General features: G+C 44.7%; 14 protein-coding genes. 7 read left to right on the top strand and 7 right to left on the bottom strand.

Features of this window, described 5'->3' with window-relative positions; all coding sequences use genetic code 11:
- Positions 1–37: 37 nt before the first annotated feature.
- The gene (locus DIU38_RS22055) at positions 38–1867 is read right to left on the bottom strand and encodes an ABC transporter ATP-binding protein (protein WP_112657439.1); all 1830 of its coding nucleotides are present in this window, start codon (positions 1865–1867) and stop codon (positions 38–40) included.
- A 193-nt stretch (positions 1868–2060) separates the two neighbouring features.
- On the opposite strand from DIU38_RS22055, the gene DIU38_RS22050 reads away from it, so the two are divergent.
- Positions 2061–3989, top strand: a complete 1929-nt coding sequence (locus DIU38_RS22050) for a sialate O-acetylesterase (protein WP_112657441.1) — start codon at positions 2061–2063, stop codon at positions 3987–3989.
- 27 nt (positions 3990–4016) lie between these two features.
- Positions 4017–5540 (top strand): glucuronyl esterase domain-containing protein, encoded by a 1524-nt coding sequence (locus DIU38_RS22045; RefSeq protein WP_112657443.1) that lies wholly within the window; start codon positions 4017–4019, stop codon positions 5538–5540.
- Between the two features lie 27 nt (positions 5541–5567).
- On the opposite strand, the gene DIU38_RS22040 is transcribed toward DIU38_RS22045, so the two are convergent.
- Positions 5568–6314, bottom strand: a complete 747-nt coding sequence (locus tag DIU38_RS22040) for an SDR family NAD(P)-dependent oxidoreductase (RefSeq protein WP_112657445.1) — start codon at positions 6312–6314, stop codon at positions 5568–5570.
- A 12-nt stretch (positions 6315–6326) separates the two neighbouring features.
- Entirely contained in the window at positions 6327–7355 is a 1029-nt protein-coding gene (locus DIU38_RS22035; protein WP_112657447.1) for a LacI family DNA-binding transcriptional regulator, read from the bottom strand.
- Between the two features lie 158 nt (positions 7356–7513).
- On the opposite strand from DIU38_RS22035, the gene uxuA reads away from it, so the two are divergent.
- The 5 genes from uxuA (at position 7514) to DIU38_RS22010 (ending at position 14761) form a co-directional block, all read left to right on the top strand.
- Positions 7514–8713, top strand: coding sequence for a mannonate dehydratase (gene uxuA, locus DIU38_RS22030; RefSeq protein WP_112657449.1), 1200 nt, complete (start codon positions 7514–7516; stop codon positions 8711–8713).
- A 272-nt stretch (positions 8714–8985) separates the two neighbouring features.
- Entirely contained in the window at positions 8986–11118 is a 2133-nt protein-coding gene (locus tag DIU38_RS22025) for an alpha-glucuronidase family glycosyl hydrolase (RefSeq protein ID WP_243770684.1), read from the top strand.
- Between the two features lie 23 nt (positions 11119–11141).
- Complete coding sequence (locus DIU38_RS22020; RefSeq protein WP_112657453.1) at positions 11142–12254, top strand: glycoside hydrolase family 43 protein; 1113 nt, start codon at positions 11142–11144, stop codon at positions 12252–12254.
- Positions 12255–12264: 10 nt separating this feature from the next.
- Positions 12265–13101 (top strand): alpha/beta hydrolase, encoded by an 837-nt coding sequence (locus DIU38_RS22015; RefSeq protein ID WP_112657455.1) that lies wholly within the window; start codon positions 12265–12267, stop codon positions 13099–13101.
- A gap of 109 nt (positions 13102–13210) precedes the next feature.
- On the top strand, positions 13211–14761 hold the full coding sequence (locus DIU38_RS22010; RefSeq protein ID WP_243770685.1) for a GH35 family beta-galactosidase: 1551 nt from the start codon (positions 13211–13213) through the stop codon (positions 14759–14761).
- A 75-nt stretch (positions 14762–14836) separates the two neighbouring features.
- On the opposite strand, the gene DIU38_RS22005 is transcribed toward DIU38_RS22010, so the two are convergent.
- The 4 genes from DIU38_RS22005 to DIU38_RS21990 form a co-directional block, all read right to left on the bottom strand.
- Positions 14837–15007, bottom strand: coding sequence for a carboxymuconolactone decarboxylase family protein (locus DIU38_RS22005; protein WP_208057744.1), 171 nt, complete (start codon positions 15005–15007; stop codon positions 14837–14839).
- A 60-nt stretch (positions 15008–15067) separates the two neighbouring features.
- A complete protein-coding gene (locus DIU38_RS22000; protein WP_112657459.1) occupies positions 15068–16585 on the bottom strand; it encodes a cryptochrome/photolyase family protein in 1518 nt (505 codons plus the stop codon).
- 177 nt (positions 16586–16762) lie between these two features.
- Positions 16763–17947, bottom strand: a complete 1185-nt coding sequence (locus DIU38_RS21995; protein WP_112683100.1) for an alginate lyase family protein — start codon at positions 17945–17947, stop codon at positions 16763–16765.
- 441 nt (positions 17948–18388) lie between these two features.
- Positions 18389–19738, bottom strand: a complete 1350-nt coding sequence (locus DIU38_RS21990) for an alpha-L-fucosidase (RefSeq protein ID WP_112657463.1) — start codon at positions 19736–19738, stop codon at positions 18389–18391.
- Positions 19739–19826 lie beyond the last annotated feature (88 nt).

Raw genomic sequence — 19826 nt, 5'->3', positions numbered from 1 at the left:
TTTAGATTGGGGGAGCAGATGATCATTTGCTCCCTTTTTACTGATACCCCGCAGCCTGCAAACTAAATAACTCGGCGTAACGGCCATTGTTTGCCATGAGTTCCTGGTGTGTGCCGGCTTCAAGGATTTTGCCTTTTTCTAACACGATGATCCTGTCAGCGAGCCTTGCTGTTGAAAACCGGTGTGAAATAAGCACAGCCGATTTACCCTGGGTTAATGATGAAAAGCGCTGAAATACCTCGTATTCCGCCCGGGCATCGAGCGCTGCAGTTGGCTCGTCAAGGATGAGTACCTGTGCATCTTTCATATAAGCTCTTGCCAGTGCTACTTTCTGCCATTCTCCGCCCGATAATTCAACTCCCTCGTTGAATCGCCTGCCCAGCCATTGCTCGTATCCCAGCGGAAGTTTGGCCGCAAGCGCGTCTGCAAGGCTCTCCCGGGCAGCTTTACGGATTAGTTCGGTATTGCCCTGTTCATCAATGTTTCCGACCGCAATATTCTGCGAAAAGCTCATCTGGTAACGGATATAATCCTGGAAAATAATGCCCAGGTTTAACCGAAGTTCGGTGAGGTTATAATCCCTCAAATCTGCACCATCCAGCAGGATGCGCCCTTCTGTTGGGTCATATAAGCGGGCCAGTAGTTTTACAAGCGTAGTCTTGCCTGCTCCGTTCTCGCCTACCAGCGCAATCTTTTCGCCGGGGTGCAGGGTGAAGTTCAGGTGCCTGTTGGCCCATGATTCGGCATTGTTATATTTAAATCCAACATCCTCAAAAGTAAACCCCTGCTTTATTGGATTTGGAAATGGTAAAGCAGAATCGGTGACTTTGATCTTTGGTTTGATCTCAAAAAACTCATGAAAGTCGTTGAGGTAGATAGCCCCTTGTGAAACTGATGTAAACCGGTTGAGCGAATTTTCCATCAGGCTGCTCAATTGCCGGAATGAACCGGCCAGGAAAGTAAGCGTACCTACAGAAGACTTGCCCGTAACAGTTTGATAAATAATAAAACCATACGCGGCATAGTAGCCAATACTTCCTAAAACAGAAAAGAAGGTACCCCAGGCCGAGCGCCTCACAGCCAGTTTGCTGTTATCGGCATAAAATTTATCTGATAACGTTTTGAAGCGGTTAATAATAAAATCAGACAGGCCAAAGATCTTGACTTCCTTAGCTGTTTCATCGCTCGCGCCAAGGTAGCGTACATAATCCAGCTCTCTTCGTTCGGGTGTCTGGCTCCTGGTGAGCGCGTAATTCTGGCTGTTGAAATAGCTTTCGCCCAGAAACGAAGGGATGATAGAAATAAGCAGCAAGAGGATCAACCAGGGGTTCAAAGTCAGCAAACCGGTAAGCAGGAAAGCAATTGATATAAAATCCTGGATCTGGCTCATCACCTGTGATAAAAGCACGGTACGCCCAACGGTTTGCTGCCGGGCACGCTCCAGTTTATCATAAAAAACAGAATCTTCAAACTGCTCCAGGTCCAGCGTGGCCGCATGCCGCATGATGCGCATGGAGGTATAGTTGGCAAAAAGATCACCCAGCAGGTTGTCCATCAGGCTGATCATCCGGTTTAGGCCGTCGGTTGCCACCGCAAGCAAAAACTCGATAATAACCAGTTTCCATAATTCATGCTGGCTTCCGCCGTGGCGGTTGAGCAATACCACCTGGTCAATGATCAACTTACCTACATATAACAAAGCTACCGGCATGGCCGAACGTATAATACGTAACAAAAAGCTTGCTGTTGTTTTACCCGGACTGCTTTGCCATACCAGCCTGAAAAACCCAGGGAGATTGCTTAATGCCGACAAGCGCTCTCTGAATGAGATCTTTTGCTCTGGTTTGATATTTCTTGTTTTAGCCATCTCCGAGTTTGATAAATGCGATTTTAAATAAAAAAATGTTCTTTACTACTGCAATGCAGGTTTGCGGGCCTATTTATGATCGTTTGCTGACTAAAGAGTAATTAAAATAAAAAAAGATTTGTGCAATCGATTGCACAAATCTTTTTTTATTTGTTACTTAGTCAAATAAACCATCAACAAATATTTCGGAGTTATGAGGTCGGTGAAGCTATTACTTGTCGCGCTGCTCGCTTGTTTGATATTACCGTGCTATGGAATAGTGCGCCTGCCGCAATTGGTTGCGGATGGCATGGTATTACAGCGCGATGCCAAAGTAAAGATCTGGGGATGGGCCGATGCAGGAGAAAAGATCGCCGTTAATTTTCAGCATAAAACATACCGCACCGTTACTGACGAAAGCGGTTCCTGGAAAATTGCCCTTCAGCCAATGAAAGCCGGGGGGCCGTATACTATGGAAATCACCGGTAATAATCGTATTACTATCCGGGACATTTTAATTGGCGATGTATGGTTTTGTTCGGGGCAATCGAATATGGTTTTGCCTATGGAGCGGGTTAAGGAAAAATATCCTGATGAAATAGCAAAAGCCAATTATCCGCAGATCAGGAATTTTTTCGTTAAAACGGAATCTGAAGTAACCAGGCAACATTCGGATCTGTTACCTGGTAAATGGGTTAAGGCCGATTCTGTAACTGTTTTAGGTTTTGGTGCCACATCATGGTTTTTTGCCAAACAGCTTTATCAAAAATATCATGTGCCTATAGGTATCATCAACTCAAGTGTGGGCGGCACGCCTATTGAGGCATGGATCAGCAGCGAGGGCTTAAAAAACATTCAATCATATCATAACAGGATTGCCCGGTTCAGCAATACGGCATTTATGGATAGTGTATTAAAAAAGCACCCGGAACCAGTGGAACCGCTTGACGCAGATAAAGGCTTAAATGAGCCTAAACCATGGTGTGATACCACCTATCAGCCGCATAACTGGCACCGTTTCTGGCTGCCGGGCTACTGGGCCGATCAGGGAGTAAAAGGATTGAATGGCGTGGTATGGTTCAGGAAGGAAATAAACTTGCCCGCATCGGTACAGGGCAAGACTGCTAAGTTGTATTTAGGCAGGATAGTGGATGCCGATCAAACCTATTTCAATGGGAAGTTGGTAGGAAACATTACTTATCAATACCCTCCAAGGCGCTATACATTGCCTGCCGGATTATTAAAGCCGGGTAAAAATACTGTTGTGGTACGCATTACCAATACATCAGGCAAAGGTGGTTTTGTGCCCGATAAACGTTACTATCTGGCGATAGCCGGTGATACTATTGACCTTCGCGGCGATTGGCAATACAAAGTGGGGCAGGTGTTTGAACCCGTTAGGATGAAACCGAAATTTTCGGCCCAGAATGAGCCGACCGGCCTTTACAACACCATGGTAGCACCCGCTATCAATTATACTATTAAAGGTATAGTTTGGTACCAGGGCGAAAGCAATACTTCCCGCGCATTTGAGTATGGCAAGCTGCTAAAAGCCCTTATAGCCGACTGGCGCAACAAATGGCAGCAGGGTAGCATTCCTTTTATTTACGCCCAGCTTCCGAACTTTAACGAGGTGCAATACTCGCCAACCGAAAGCAGCCTGGCCCAATTGCGCGACGGGCAGCTAAGTGCTCTTGAGATCCCCAATACAGGCATGGCAGTTACCCTTGAGGCCGGCGAATGGAACGATATCCATCCTCTTAATAAAAAAACAGTGGGTGAGCGGCTTGCCCGCGCCGCCGAAAATGTTGCTTATGGCGATATGAATGTAGTACCATCCGGACCGATTTACCAATCGGCTAAAATTGAGGGGAATAAGATTGAGATTACTTTTAAAAATACAGGTGCTGGACTTATTGCTGAGGATGGCGAAGAACTATCGCAATTCGCTATAGCTGGGGCCGATAAAAAGTTTGTTTGGGCAAAGGCTATTATTAAAGGAGATAAGATACTGGTTTGGAGTGATAAAATCCCTGCACCGCTTTACGTAAGGTATGCCTGGGCCGATAACCCGGATGGCGCGAATCTGTATAATAAAGAAGGCTTGCCGGCATCACCGTTTCAAACCGGAAAACTGCAATAACCATAAATCATCTTAAAACCAGGGACGATGAAAAGTACTGCCTTCTTTTTCTTACTAACATGGGCCATTGCTGCGAAAGCGCAAACCCTGACCCCGGTAAATTTCACTGCTGACCAGGACCATCAGTATATGATGAAGCAGTTAGGAATTAAAACCTTGCGTAACGGGCCGAGCGGCGATGAATCGGCCCCTAATCATGCTAATTATGATGAAGCGCTGGCTAACCCTTATCCTGATTTGCCTGACGCCCTTACGCTAAAGAATGGTAAAAAGGTAACTACAGCCGAAATATGGTGGAAACAGCGCCGCCCCCAAATTGTGGAGGATATGGAGCGTGAGGTTTATGGCCGCATCCCTGCTAATGTACCCAAAGTAACCTGGACGGTTAAAATAACCGATAAAGAGCGGGTTGGCTTTTATCCGGTGATTGCCAAACAACTGATAGGCCATGTTGATAATACGGCTTATCCGCTTATCAACGTCAATATTGAAATGACGCTTGTAATTCCAGCAAATGCTAAGGGGCCGGTACCTGTACTGATGATGTTTGGTCGGAGCGCGCTACCGGCGCCGGCGCAGCCCCCCGCTGCTGATGTGGAAAAAATCAACGCTGCATTGAAAGAACTTCTTTTAAAAGAACATCCCGAGTTTAAAACTATTTTTGAGCAATATCCCGCTTATAATCCTATTGCCGAACAATCTCCCTTTGGTCCCGGTGGTTTTCCAGTGATGAAAGGCGACCCACCGACTGCCACGCAACTAATTGCCAATGGATGGGGGTATGTACTTATAGATCCGTCGTCTATCCAGGCAGATAATGGCGAAGGTTTAACCAAAGGGATCATCGGTTTGGTGAACAAAGGCCAGCCCCGTAAGCCGGAGGATTGGGGAGCTTTACGTGCCTGGTCGTGGGGAGCGGCACGCGCATTGGATTACCTGGAAACAGAACCTGCGGTTGACGCCAAACATGTAGGTATTGAAGGTGTTTCCCGCTATGGAAAGGCAGCGCTGGTGACACTTGCTTTTGAACAAAGGTTTGCCATGGGGTTGATAGGCTCGTCCGGTGAGGGAGGAGCCAAGTTGCATCGCCGGAACTTTGGGGAAGCGGTTGAAAGCCTTACCGGTGGCGAATATTATTGGATGGCCGGTAACTTTATGAAATATGGTGCATCAGATGCTGTATTCGGTGCTAAAACCGCGAAAGACCTTCCGGTAGATGCGCATGAACTTATTGCCTTGTGTGCGCCGAGGTTTACTTTTATAAGCTATGGCGTGCCGGAACAGGGCGACGCCAAATGGCTTGATCAGCAGGGAAGCTATATGGCAACGGTAGCTGCGGGTTCTGTATTTAAACTGCTCGGCGCAAAAGATATAGGCGTTTCAAACGATTACAAAACTGAAAAAATGCCGCCGGTTAATACAGGTTTGCTTAACGGCGAGCTCGCCTGGCGTCAGCATGATGGTGGGCATACCGATGCCCCAAACGTAAAATATTTTATTGCATGGGCCAATAAGTTAATGCATTATGGTAAAGATGGAAGCGGGAAATGACGTCTCCTTCACGTCATGCCGAATTTATTAAAACCCTATCGAATTTCCACCATCAACCTGTAAAACAACCCCGGTTACGTATTTGGCGGTATCTGTCGCTAAATAATAAACGGCTTCGGCCACATCGGCAGGTTCACCTAATTTGCCCATTGGGGTACGGCCCATTACCTTTTGCTTGCGGGCCGGATCATTATCCAGCGCCTTTGCCGACATATCTGTAGCTATAAAGCCCGGAGCAACGCAATTAATCCTGATGCCCTGTGGTGAAAGTTCGGTTGCCATGGCTTTTGTCATACCTTCGATGGCGGTTTTAGATGCGGTATAGGCAATAACATACGGTATGCCGTATTGTGCAGCCATCGAACTGATGTTAATTATGCTCCCACTGCCAGCTTTCAACATGATTTTTACTACCTCGCGGCTTATAGCAAATATCGAAGTAAGATTGGTTTGGATCACTCTGGCGAACTCTTCATCGGTTACCTCGGCGAAAGCTTTTTTATGGTTAATGCCGGCATTATTAACCAAAATATCAGGTGCGCCAAATTCAGCTTCAATTTCTGCTATCAGTTGCGGTATACCGGTGGTATCACTCAGATCATATTGCCTGTAACTGCAAAGATCGCCGAGCTGTGTTACTGCCGCAATAAGTTTTGCCTCGTCGCGGCCTATGATAATGGTTTTGATGCCCTCCTCTGTGAATTTTTTGGTGGTAGCAAGGCCAAGGCCCGAGGCACCGCCGGTTACGATAGCAAGTTTGGTCTTTGAGTTCATGGATTTTTTAAGTTATTTTCTTCTGGAGGATTCACGTATTATCAATTCCGATCTGAGGATGAGGCTATGCGTTTGTTGCAGGTCCTGCCTGTTTGCCAAATGATTGATAAGCATATTGGCGGCAACCTCACCCATTTCATAGCCTTTATAATTTACTGTAGTGAGATTGGGCTCAATCACACAGGCTGCCGGGTCATTATTGAAGCCCGCAACTGCTATCTGTTCGGGAATTTTGATGCCTGCCTTTTTCAGTACTTGTATACAGCTTACGGCACTTACATCGTTAACTGTAAATATGCCATCGGGCAGGGGATCCATTTGTAAAATGGTTTCTGCCGCTACCGCAGCTTCTTTAGCGCTCAGGTCGTTGATGATCACCAATTGCCCATCAAAATCAATTTGGTGTTCTTCAAGAGCTTTTTTATACCCGCGCAGGCGTTCGGCGTAAACATTGCGCAATTGGTTGCCTGTAATATGTACTATCCGTTTGCAGCCTTGCTGAAGCAGGTGGTTGGTTACTTCGTAGGCGGCTTTGAAGTTATCGATATAGATCTGAGGGTACTGCTCATGCTCAACTATCCGGTCGAAGAACAGCACCGGGATATTGCGTTTGATAAAAGGTTCAAAATGCTCAATGCCGGTTGTATCATAAGCTAATGAAACCAACAGGCCGTCAACCCGGTTATTCAGCATGGCCCTGGCGTTGCTGATCTCTTTCTTCATCGTTTCTAACGACTGGCTGATGATGAGGTTGTAGTTATTGTCGTTCACCACTTTTTCGATGCCTGCAATAACGTCCGACATGAAACTGCTGTTGAGTCGCGGCACAATAACGCCGATGATGTTGCTGTTTTTACGGCGTAAATTGCTGGCGAACGAATTGGAGCGGTAACCCATTTCTTCGGCGGCCTTGATAATCTTCTTTTTGGTATTTTTATTAACCCGCGGGTGATCTTTGAGCGCACGGCTAACCGTAGCTGCCGAAACTTTTAATTTTTCGGCAATGTCATATATGGTTATCTCTTTTCCGCTGTCCGGCATATAGTTAATTTAAAATACATAAACGATGTTGCATGTTCGGTAATAACCGCAGCCAGATTGTTCAGGGATAAAAGTATAAAATTATTACAGATTATTTAAAATTTATGCAATCGATTGCATAAATTTATCGCATTGATATCAATTCGTTTTTAAATAATATGGTACCAGATTTAAAACAAACTTTCAGGTGGTTTGGCCCCGGCGACCCGGTAACTTTAAGCGCAATAAAACAGACGGGAGCAAGCGGGATAGTTACCGCGCTTCATCATATACCTTGCGGGGACGTTTGGGACCGTGAAGAAATCAGGCAGCGGAAAGCGGTAATTGAAAGCGCAGGCTTTAACTGGGTAGTTGTAGAGAGTGTAAATATTCATGAAAGTATCAAAATTGGTAGTGCGGAACGTGACCAGTATATTGATAATTATATCCAAACACTGCAAAATTTAGCGTCGGAGGGAGTCTTTACGGTGTGTTACAATTTTATGCCCGTATTGGACTGGACCCGTACGCATCTTGATTATCAATTAGCAAACGGTGCTTCTGCATTGCTTTACAACGCTCCGGCTTTAGCAGCTTTTGACTTGTATATTTTAAAGCGCGAAGATGCCTTTAACGAATTTACCACCGAACAACAGGCAACTGCAAAGCATTACTTTGATGGGCTGAGTGACGAAGACAGAACGCTGTTAACCAATACAATATTGGCAGGCTTACCCGGTACAGATGAGGTTTTTACCATTGCGGAGTTTAAAGAACACCTTAACAAATACAGTGAGGTGGACGCGCAAGCATTAAAGGAAAACCTGTTTTATTTTTTACGGGCTATAATCCCATATGCCGAAAAACTGGGCATTAAAATGTGTATCCACCCTGATGACCCCCCGTTTCCTATCCTGGGGCTGCCCCGTGTAGCATCGTCCTTAGATGATCTTATTGATATTGTAAATAGTTATCCTTCAGTTGCCAATGGTATCACGCTTTGTACCGGCTCGTTAGGTGCATCGGGCAAAAATGATCTTCCTGAAATTATAAGTCGACTGGGTAATAAGATCCACTTTTTACACCTGCGCAACGTGGCCCGGCAGCCGGATGGCAGCTTTTATGAGGCCGATCATTTAACAGGCAGTGTTGATATGTATGCTGTGATGAAAGCTATTATCAATGAACAGATGGCCCGTAAAAATGCAGGCCGGAGCGATATGGCTATCCCCATGCGACCTGATCACGGGCATAAACTACTTGATGACTTTAATTATGATACCTATCCCGGCTATTCGGTAACTGGCAGGTTAAAGGGCCTGGCCGAGTTACGCGGATTGGAGATGGGGATTAAACGAATACTATACGATGAGCAATAGCTGCAATAAATAAGGTAGCTTAAATAAGGAATCAATAATTAAATTCCTATTGCCAAAAGTCATAAAAGTTTTTATATTGCAATCGATTGCATAAAGCTAAAACTTTATAAACCATACTAAATGAAGCGGGATCTTAACCCATTTCATTCATAAGTTTTTCAACAGATTAATTGTGTTTTTTTATAAACCGCTTATGGGTTTATAAAGCTGGAATTAATAACGTCATGGCCAAATATTCATTAACGAACAGGTGTTTACTGGTACTGCTTTTCATGGCAGCGATAAATAAAGTGTATGCAGATAATGGCTATAAATTATGGCTTGAATATAATAAGGTGAGCAACCGGCAATTGGCCGTTACTTACAGGCAACAATTGCAATATATGATCTTCCCGGCACAGTCTGATCAGCTTAAAGCTGCAAAGGCCGAGCTCTTAACTGGCCTTGATGGAATGCTGGCCCTAAAGCCACGAGATACTAAAAGCATAACCAATGGGCAAACTATTATAATAGGTACGCCGCGATCACTAAAGGCTTTTTCGATAACTGCCCCCGATAGCATCGGCAGCGAAGGGTATCTTATCAAAACTGCCCTTGTCAATCAAAAGAAATGTATCATCATAACGGCCAACACCGATGCAGGGGTTATGTACGGTGTTTTTAATTTTTTAAAGCTGATCCAAACCCATCAATCTATTAATAAACTTGATCTTTCAGATCACCCAAGGATGATGTACCGGGTACTGGATCACTGGGATAACCTGAACCGTACCGTGGAGCGGGGCTACGCGGGCTCATCCATTTGGAACTGGCACAAGCTGCCAGGTGTGGTTGACCAACGTTATATTGATTATGCGCGGGCCAATGCTTCGGTAGGGATCAATGGCTCAGTTGTAAACAATGTAAATGCCGATGCCCTGATCCTTTTGCCCCAATATTTGTTAAAAGTGCAGGCTTTGGCCAATGTATTCAGAATATACGGTATCAGGATTTACCTGTCGGTAAAATTCAGCAGCCCGGTTGAGCTTGGAGGCCTAAAAACTGCCGATCCGCTTGATCCCGCGGTAAAAAAATGGTGGGCTGATAAGGCTGATGAAATTTACCGCTACATTCCCGATTTCGGCGGATTTTTAGTGAAGGCTAATTCGGAGGGACAACCCGGTCCGCAAAGCTATGGCCGTACCCATGCCGATGGAGCAAATATGCTCGCCGATGCTTTAGCTCCTCATCATGGCATAGTGATGTGGCGTGCGTTTGTTTATGATAATAAGGTACCCGACGATCGCTTTAAGCAGGCCTATAATGAATTTAAACCTTTTGATGGAAAGTTTAGGGATAATGTGATCATCCAGGTAAAAAATGGTCCGATAGATTTTCAGCCGAGGGAGCCATTTCACCCATTGTTTGGGGCTATGCCTAATACTCCGCTGATGATGGAGTTCCAGCTTACCCAGGAATATCTTGGCTTTTCAACCCATTTGGTTTTTGAAGCGCCTTTGTTTGCCGAATGCCTGCAATCAGATACTTACACACATGGCATAGGTTCAACGGTTGCGCGGGTTATTAAAGGTGATTACAATAAAAAACTGATAACTGGCATGGCGGGTGTAGCCAACATCGGCACTGATTTAAACTGGTGCGGTCATCCCTTTGCTCAGGCTAACTGGTATGCCTTCGGTCGTATGGCATGGAACCCGGATCAATCATCAGCGGTAATTGCCGGCGACTGGCTCAAAATGACTTTTAGTAACGACGATAGTTTTGTATCGCCGGTAAAAAACTTCATGCTGCAATCGAGGGAAAATACAGTTAACTACATGACACCACTCGGGTTGCACCATATTATGGGCATATCAACGCACTATGGCCCCGGCCCCTGGGTTGATAATGCCGGTCGTCCTGATTGGAATGCCACTTATTACCATAAAGCCGATTCGGCTGGGATAGGCTTTGACCGTACAGGCGCGGGCAGCGATGCACTCTCGCAATATGCACCTGAAGTTAAGGCACACTGGGAAAACCTGCGAACCTGCCCTGATGAATACCTGCTATGGTTTCATCATTTAAGCTGGACCTATAAAATGCGCTCAGGCAGGTCATTGTGGGATGAGCTGGTTCATCATTACTATATGGGGGCCGATTCTGTTAAACAGATGGGCCTTACCTGGAATAAAATGCAGGGCCGGATAGATGCCGAACGTTTTACGGAAGTAAAACAATTAATGCAGGTTCAGTTAAATGAGGCTACAACATGGCGCGATGCCTGTGTTTTATATTTCCAAACATTTTCAAAAATGCCTGTCCCGGCTATCTACCCCAGGCCGGAGCACTCGCTGGATTATTATAAAAAGATGAAATTTTATTATGTGCCGGGCATAGGAGGCAATAACTACATGACCAATTAATCATTACCATAAACCAAACGTCAATGAGCAAGCAATTTACCACAGCAAAATTAGTCCCAGCACTTTTTGCATCCTTATGCATTTTGAGTGCATGTGACTCATCAACAAAAAAGACAGCTAATGCAGGCGATAGTACAAAAACAGATACCGGCAAAAAAGTAAAGTATCTTTCTGAGCCGCTCATCAGTTCCATTTACACAGCGGACCCATCGGCCCATGTATTTAACGGCAAAATTTATATCTATCCATCGCATGATATCGATGCGGGCATCCCCGAAAATGATAACGGCGACCATTTTGCCATGAAAGATTATCACATCCTGTCGATGGATAGTATTGGCGGCAAGGTTACAGATAATGGTGTGGCACTTGATATCAAGGATATCCCCTGGGCTGGTCGGCAGCTGTGGGCACCGGATGCTGCTTATAAAAACGGTACTTATTACCTGTACTTCCCGGTAAAAGATAAAAAAGATGTGTTCCATATCGGCGTGGCAACTTCTGCAAGCCCGGTTGGCCCGTTCAAAGCCGAGCCTGAACCAATAGCAGGAAGTTACAGTATTGACCCTGCTGTATTTACGGATACAGATGGTAAAACTTACATGTATTTCGGTGGGATCTGGGGTGGTCAGCTTCAGCGCTGGATCTCCGGTAAATACGAGACAGATGGATCAAAGACCGATTCGAAACAGGAAAATGCCCCAGCCATAAGCTGTAAGGTAGCACTGCTAAAGCCTGACATGAAAACCTTTGATGGTGTTGCGAAAGACGTAGTTATTGTAGACAGCCTTGGCAAGCCGCTGTTGACCAAAGATCATGACCGCCGCTTTTTTGAAGGCTCATGGATGCATAAGTACAACGGTAAATATTACTTTACCTATTCAACCGGCGATACGCATTTGCTTTGCTATGCGATAGGTGATAGTCCGCTTGGGCCATTTACTTATAAGGGCGTATTTATGAAACCGGTTCAGGGGTGGACAACCCACCATTCCATCATCGAAATAAAAGGCAAATGGTACATATTTTACCACGATACCCAGCTATCGGGCAAAACACACCTGCGCAACGTGAAGGTAACCGAACTGCTGCATAATGCCGATGGTTCTATCAAGCTGATCGATCCGTTTTTGTAATCTCATCGTTATGAAAATCCTTAAAGCTTTAACCCTGTTACTGCTATTGCTTGATTTGTTGGGGACGCATGGTTTTGCGCAGCAGGTTAAGCCGGTTACCATCCCCAGCTCCGAACACCGGCAAATGCACTCTAAACTGGCGGGTAATGATTATGATATTTATATTCATTACCCGGCCGGTTATGATACCGCCAAACAAAAATTTCCGGTATTGTATGTGGTTGATGGTGATAACGACTTTTCACCATCGCTGGAGTATTTAGGATTATCGATGGCCGAATACCATATTCCCGAGCCTATATTGGTGGCCATTGGCGACGGCGGCCTGATTGGTACGCCCGGCAACAAACGTAACCGTGATTTCACACCGGTTGCATTTCCCAATGTGGCTGAAAGCGGCGGTGCGCCCGCATTCCTAGCTTTTATTGAAAAGGAATTGATCCCTTCGATAGATGCCGGTTTAAAAACAGACCCAGCAAACCGTACGCTTTATGGATATTCAATGGGCGGCTTATTTGCTACTTATACCTTGTTTGAAAAACCAACGCTGTTTAAAAATATCCTGATAGGCAGTCCGGCTTTAGGTTATGGTAATGGGGCGATATTTGAAACGGAAAAGCAATATGCTGACAAACATAAAAGCTTGCCCGTAAATGTTTTTATTGAAGTAGGCGGACTGGAAACGCCTGAACAGGTTGTGCCTAACAAACAGCTGGTGGCGTTATTGGATAGCCGTCATTATGAAAACCTTGTTTTTAAGCATATCATTATTGAGGATGTTACACATTTATCAGGCAAACCTGTTACCATGCTCAAGGCTTTGGCATGGGCATATGCGCGCAAATAACAGGGTTCTATTTACATCAAAATAAATAGCTATGAAGTCACCGGTATTAATATTTGTTTTTTGTTGTTTGATATCGCTTAAAGCTAAATCGCAAAATCTATCGCAGGGCATGCCCCAAATAAAGTATTATGGCGGCAATGCAGAGTTATTGGTAGATGGAGCGCCGTATTTAATGACAGGTGGGGAGTTGGGAAACTCAAGTGCCTCAAGCACGGTATACATGAACCCGATTTGGCCCAAACTGCAAAAAATGCACCTCAATACCGTGATTGCACCGGTTTATTGGGAGTTATTGGAACCACAAGAGGGTAAATTTAATTTTACGCTGGTTGATGACCTGATAAAAAGTGCCCGGCAACATCATATGAAACTGGTGTTGCTTTGGTTTGGTACCTGGAAAAACAGTATGAGTTGTTATGCGCCGGGCTGGGTTAAAACCAATCAAAAACGTTTTCCGCGTGTGGCAAATAGTGCCGGCGGCCCCGAAGAGATTATTACGCCGTTTTCCAAAGAGGCTTTACTTGCCGATAGCAAAGCATTCAGTTCGCTGATGAGGCATATTAAAGAAACTGATAGCAAGTTTCACACTGTGATAATGGTACAGGTTGAAAACGAAATAGGCATGCTGCCGGATGCCCGCGATCATTCGAAACTGGCCGATGAAGCTTTTAACCGGCCAGTCCCGACAAAGCTAATCTCCTGGTTAAATTCGCACAAAGACAAGCTTGTACCCGAGATGCAAAAAATATGGCAGGAGGGAGGGAATAAAACTTCAGGTAACTGGGAATCAGTTTTTGGCAAAAGCCCGGCTACCGACGAGCTGTTTATGGTCTGGTACTTTGCCGGATACGCTAACGCTGTGGCTAAAGCAGGTAAGGCCGTTTACCCGCTGCCGATGTATGTGAACGCAGCCCTTAACGCTCCGGGTAAAAAGCCGGGACAATACCCTTCCGCAGGCCCCTTGCCGCATTTAATTGATATCTGGAAAGCGGCAGCACCGGATATTGACTTTCTATCGCCTGATTTTTACAATCCAAATTTTAAGTATTGGAATGACCGTTATACGCGGCCTGATAACGCGTTGTTTATCCCCGAACATCGTTTTGAAGATGGGGTAGATGCGAAAGCTTTTTATGCCATTGGGCATTACAAGGCGCTGGGTTTTTCACCCTTTTCTATCGAAACAGATAACAAAACGGCAGGTGAGCCACTTGGCCAATCTTACAGTGTCATTCAGCAGTTAGCCGGTGAAATCAGTAAAGCCAAACACAAGGGGACTATAGATGGCGTACTGTTAAGCAAGGATGCAGATACGCTTCGGTTGCAAATGGGGGGGTATGTCCTGACAGTTTCGCATGATTTAACCCTGGGCTGGTCACCGAAAACTAAAGATGCAATCTGGCCATTAACCGGAGGGATTATCATTGCTTTAGGTAATGATGAGTTTTATGTAGGGGGTACAGGGTTGGTGATCAGCTTTAAATCTGTTAAAGATGGGGAGCGTGCTGGTGTTTTGCAGGTGGATGAAGGGGTATTTGTAAACGGCAAATGGCAACCCGGGCGTCGTTTAAACGGGGATGAGGATCACCAGGGAAGACATTTGAGAATCCCCGTAGGGGAATACGGGATACAGCGTATTAAGCTTTATAATTATAAATGATCAGAGGTTAAAAACCGTGGAAAATGTTTTTTAAGCACCTTCCGCGGTTTAGAGCCTTTAAGCACTCAACTAATGTTATGCGGGCATCAAATTGGTTGTAATGCCGATCCTGTTCCAGGCGTTAATGGTTATAATAGCTAAGATAACCTGTGCCAGATATTTTTCTTCCAGTACCTTGGCCGCCTGTTGATATGTTTCATCTTTTACGTGGTTGCTGATTAACGTAGCTTCTTCCGTAAGTGCCAATATCGCCCGGTCTTTCGATAGTATTAACGAATGTAGGGATCGAAAAAATGAGAGGTTCAATTATATCCGGACTGCATGTTTGTCAAGGTTTTCGAGAAATTGTTCCGCATTATTTAAATGTGCCCTTCGCTTTTCTGCCGGCATTTTATCAAAAGTTTTCACCAGCATGCCCAAACGCGGATTTTGGAGAAAAAAATTGCGGTGTACGTGCATGAAACGCCAAAAGAGGCCATCCCAGGTATCTTGCCAATCGCCTTTTTTCCAGTCGCCCATTTTTAGCAAATAGTTGCTGCCGCTGATGTAGGGCTTTGTCATCATAAGGCCGCCATCGGCAAATTGGGTCATACCGTAGGTATTGGGCACCATAACCCAATCATAGGCATCTATATACATTTCCATAAACCACCGATACACATCGTCGGGATGAAATTCGCACAGCAAAAAGAAATTACCCATCACCATCAGGCGCTCAATGTGATGGGTATACCCGGTAGCCAGCACCTTTTTTATCACAACGTCGACGGGGTGAATGCCTGTATTGCCTTTCCAAAACGAATGAGGAATGCGGCGTTTACATCCCCAGTAGTTTTTAGTGCGCTGCCTGGTTCCTTCGCGCTCATATACAATATGGATAAATTCGCGCCAGCCCATTACCTGCCTTACAAATCCTTCTAAAGAATTTAGCGGAATATCCATATCGGCGGCCACATCAAGGGCTTTATCAATAACCTGTTGCGGATTAAGCAGGCCAATGTTGAGCGCAGGGCTTAGCACCGAATGATATAAAAAACTTTCGTTGGCCACCATAGCATCTTCGTAAATGCCAAAGTCCCGAAAGCGTTGTTGCAAGAAATCATCCAGCCAGTGCTCTGCTTCCTCATAGGTAGTTGGATAAAAACCGCCCAGGTTACCAAAAGGAGATTTGGTGCTACCATAATTATCGGCGAAATGAGTATCTACATAAAGCCGGGCTTCCTTCAGATAATCGTTTTCCGGCGATATGTTCAGCAGAGGCACTACCCCATTCTTCGGAAACCTGAGCCGGTTTTCACTATCATAGGTCCATTTTCCACCAATGGGCGCTCCATCTGGTTCAATTAAAATATTTCGCTGCCGGCGCTGGCTTATGTAAAAATCGGTTTGGAAGTAGGTTTTCTTTTTATCAAAGAAATCGGCAACCTCGTGAGGACTATTAAGAAAATTGGGACTTCGATGTTTGATGAGCTTAATTTCATTTTCAGCAGACGCTGTGTTTAGTCTGCTTTCCAGCCAGTTATCTGCAGTGTCGGTGTAATAAATGTTTTTGACGCCCTTTTTAGCCAATGACGTAATCAGCCGGCGAACATCAGCAAGTTGATCCTGAGCATCAATATACTTCACCACGATATGCTGATCGGAAAGATGGCTTGCGTAAAACTTCATCGACGCACGGTGAAGTACCAGCTTTTTTTTGTTAAAATTATATTGATTGAAAAACAGTATTTCCTCCACCAAATAAACCGGTCTTAATTGGGTTATCTGGGGATTGTGTTTGAATAATTGATGTGGGAATATAAGTGTTATGCTGTTCTGTTGCATCTAATGGATAATAGGTACAAGGCCAAATATGTTTCAAATTGTCATTATTCATTTTTATAATGCCTTGATATTCTTGTAAGCTCTTTTTGAATTCGTCGCAAAAAAAGCAGCTCCGTTAAATGAGGTCAGTCAAAAACGGAGCAGCCGGGACAGAATTTTTATTAAGTAAATACTTTGTTAAAAAGTAGTTGGCACGTTGTTATGCGTATAGTTTGTCCAGCATAGGAAACCTATATCACCATTAGGCAAGCCGTTACTGTCGCATACATAGTGGCTTGCAATATAACTGGTTTCGGTAGTGCCGTAATGACGATTGGCCACTTCAATTCCCGGCCAGATAGGGTTGTTTACATTACCGTTAGGTGTGCATGGCGGCGACACGGTGCCGTGCATGAGCTTGTACTGGTAATTAAACCCGGTTAATAAGCGGCTGCTGCTCGCCGAGTAAATTGACAGATCACCTTGGATGCCGGCGATGTTGGCGGCATAGCTCAATCCTGTAAGTGAGTACTGATAATGTACATAATCATTGTGCGATCCGCAGATCTCGCCGTCCATCGAGCCGTCTGATGCAATTACGTTAGGCAATACTGTTTTTACAGCGGTCACGCCGTTTTGATATACGGTTTGGCTGTCTTCAAACACGCCGATGGCCATTTTTGCGTAACCTGCAGATACATTCCAGTTGTTGTTAAAGTTGGGGACATTATTGATGTAATTGTCTTTCATATTGTTCAGAAAGTTTACAAACTGGGTGTTTTCGGCAGTGGTCCAGCCGCCGCCAACGCCGCTGGCCGGAATGTAATATTTGATGATTTCGGCAGCCGCAGCAAAGGTAGGCGCAGCCCACGAAGCCTCAAGCGAAGCCTGGTTAGGTTGTGAGCCGGTTACGCTGAAGTTTTGAAAGCTATTGGCCCAGCCATCGAGTATTTGTTTTACGGTAGTTGCATATGAAGCGTTACCGGTTTTAGCCCAGCGTAGTGCCAGGGCATAGCTTAGCAAGGCATCGCCTTTAAAAGCAATTTCATCGGGCGTGGTAACGCCGCCGGCAACCTGTACAGTGGCTTTGTAGGCGCCGCTGGGGCTGTGGTTGTTGCAATAGTTGAGTACAAACTGGTAAGCCGCAAGCCGGTTCGCATCATTTGAATTGGCTTGCTGCCCCACATAATCAAGCGTTTGCTGCGTGTTGAGGATGCCGGGATGGATAAAGCCGGTAGCCTGGGTTTTTAATGCCCCTGAGGTAGCATCATTGCTTGCCGCCGCCGGCGAGACTTGTTTTTTAGTGCAATAAGTAAAAAATAACGCCATAAAAAGGGCCAGGCCCAGCAGGGTTGCAAAGGTAGTTTTTGGTTTGCTGTTCATAAATTGGTTTTTAGTTTGCAATTGGTTTCACCGGTATAGCTTATAAAACAAAGAGCTTAACGTTACCGAGGCGCGCTATTGCCTTGAATTAGGTTTTACCGTTGTTTTAAGAAGATGCCGGATAATTGGTTTGATGAAACAAAATTATTGTAAAGTATTGATTAAAAGCAAGATGTAATTGTGTCGATACGCTTGATTCGCAATAGTACTTCGTGATTGGGGGAGCTGTTTTAATGGGAAAAAAAATTTAATTTTTTTTCCCTGATACGGTTTATCCGCATAATAAATGGCGGGTTGGAGCCCGATTAAGAGTAGAGATCAACATAAAAACAAAAGCCTGCAATTGATTACAGGCTTTTGATAAAATGATATCAAGGAAAGCAGGAGTTGTGCAGACAATACAGGCTTTCGGCCCTCTGCTTTTAACTTTCGGTTTTCCTGTTATTCATTGGTGAGAAATCCTCCTTTGCCACGATAAAGGTCAAGCTTGCCGTTAAGCTCAATTTTTATTACCGACATATATTTATCCTGCTGGTTTTCGGGAATTGGGATGTACAATAAGCCCGGTACCGCACTCCATGAAATTTTGCCGACGATTTTATAGTTTAACGGTGTTTCGCTGCCGAGAACGGTTATTTTTTTGATGCTGTTTTTTAAACCTTTCACCAATACCGGTGCGCTTGTTTTAGCCGGAACAAACAAGTATACGGTGGTTGAGTCTTTTGACAGGGTACTTGCACCATAGTAATGCCCTTGTGGCATACCGGCTACCGTATTAAAAACACCTTCGCCGTTTTTCTTGTTCCATGCACCCAGTTCTTTAAGTATATTCACTTCTTGCGGAGGGATACTGCCATCGCCCTTAGGACCAATATCCAGTAGTAAATTTCCACCGTAGCTTACGGCATCAGTAAAAATGCTGATGATTTCATAAGGGGTTTTAAAATTCGTGTCCTGTGGTTGATAGCCCCAGTTGTCATTGATAGTCATGCAAAGTTCCCACCATTTGTAATTAGGCCGTGATACCGGGAAGTTTTGCTCAGGGGTATCATAATCACCGAATCCCTGCAAGCGTCCGTTTATGATCGCGTTGGGATTGTAGCTTAACAGTTTTTGTCTGATGGCTGATGCTTTCCATTCATCGGCGCTGTGTTCCCAATCGCCATCAAACCACCAAAGGTCGGGTTTATATTGTTTGGCCAGTTCATCCAGCTGTCCGTTCATAAAGGTTAAATATTTTGCCCATTTCGCTGGCTGTGCATTTACCTGGTACCTGCTGCTGTCTTTCAAAAAGCCCGGATAATCAGCATGGCTCCAATCTATCAGCGAAAAGTAGGCGCCTGCTTTTATACCACGTGCGCGCAAGGCATCGTATAATGGTTTTAACAGGTCTTTTTCGGCGGGAGTCTTTTTTACTACATTCAGCGGACCGTATTTGCTGTTCCATAAAGCCACTCCATCATGGTGTTTGGTGGTCATTACTGCGTAGCGCGCACCGCTTTCTTTAATCAGTTGTGCCAGCTCATCCGGTTTATATTGATTTGCCGTGAAGCCTTTTAGCTGGTTCATATAATCAGGGTAGCTGATCTTTTTGTTATGAAAACTCCAGCTTTCATCTATCCCTTTTACAGAATAAATGCCGTAATGAATAAATATGCCCAGCTTACCATCGGCAAACCATTGCATTTTTTCTTTGATCTCATCAGGATTTACACGGTGTTGCGCTTGTGCGTAACCGGTGTATAGCATGGTATAAAATACCATGAAAAGGTGTGATAGATTTCTTCTCATTTTCAAAAGTAATTATTGATTTTATAAATCTATATCATACTTTTTAAAAAAAATAAAAAGTTTTCTTTTGTTATTAAATTAATTTATT

Origin of the sequence: Mucilaginibacter metallidurans, assembly GCF_003286435.2 — a bacterium.
GTDB classification, from domain to species: domain Bacteria; phylum Bacteroidota; class Bacteroidia; order Sphingobacteriales; family Sphingobacteriaceae; genus Mucilaginibacter; species Mucilaginibacter gossypii.
This window is presented reverse-complemented; position numbering and strand designations above follow the sequence as displayed.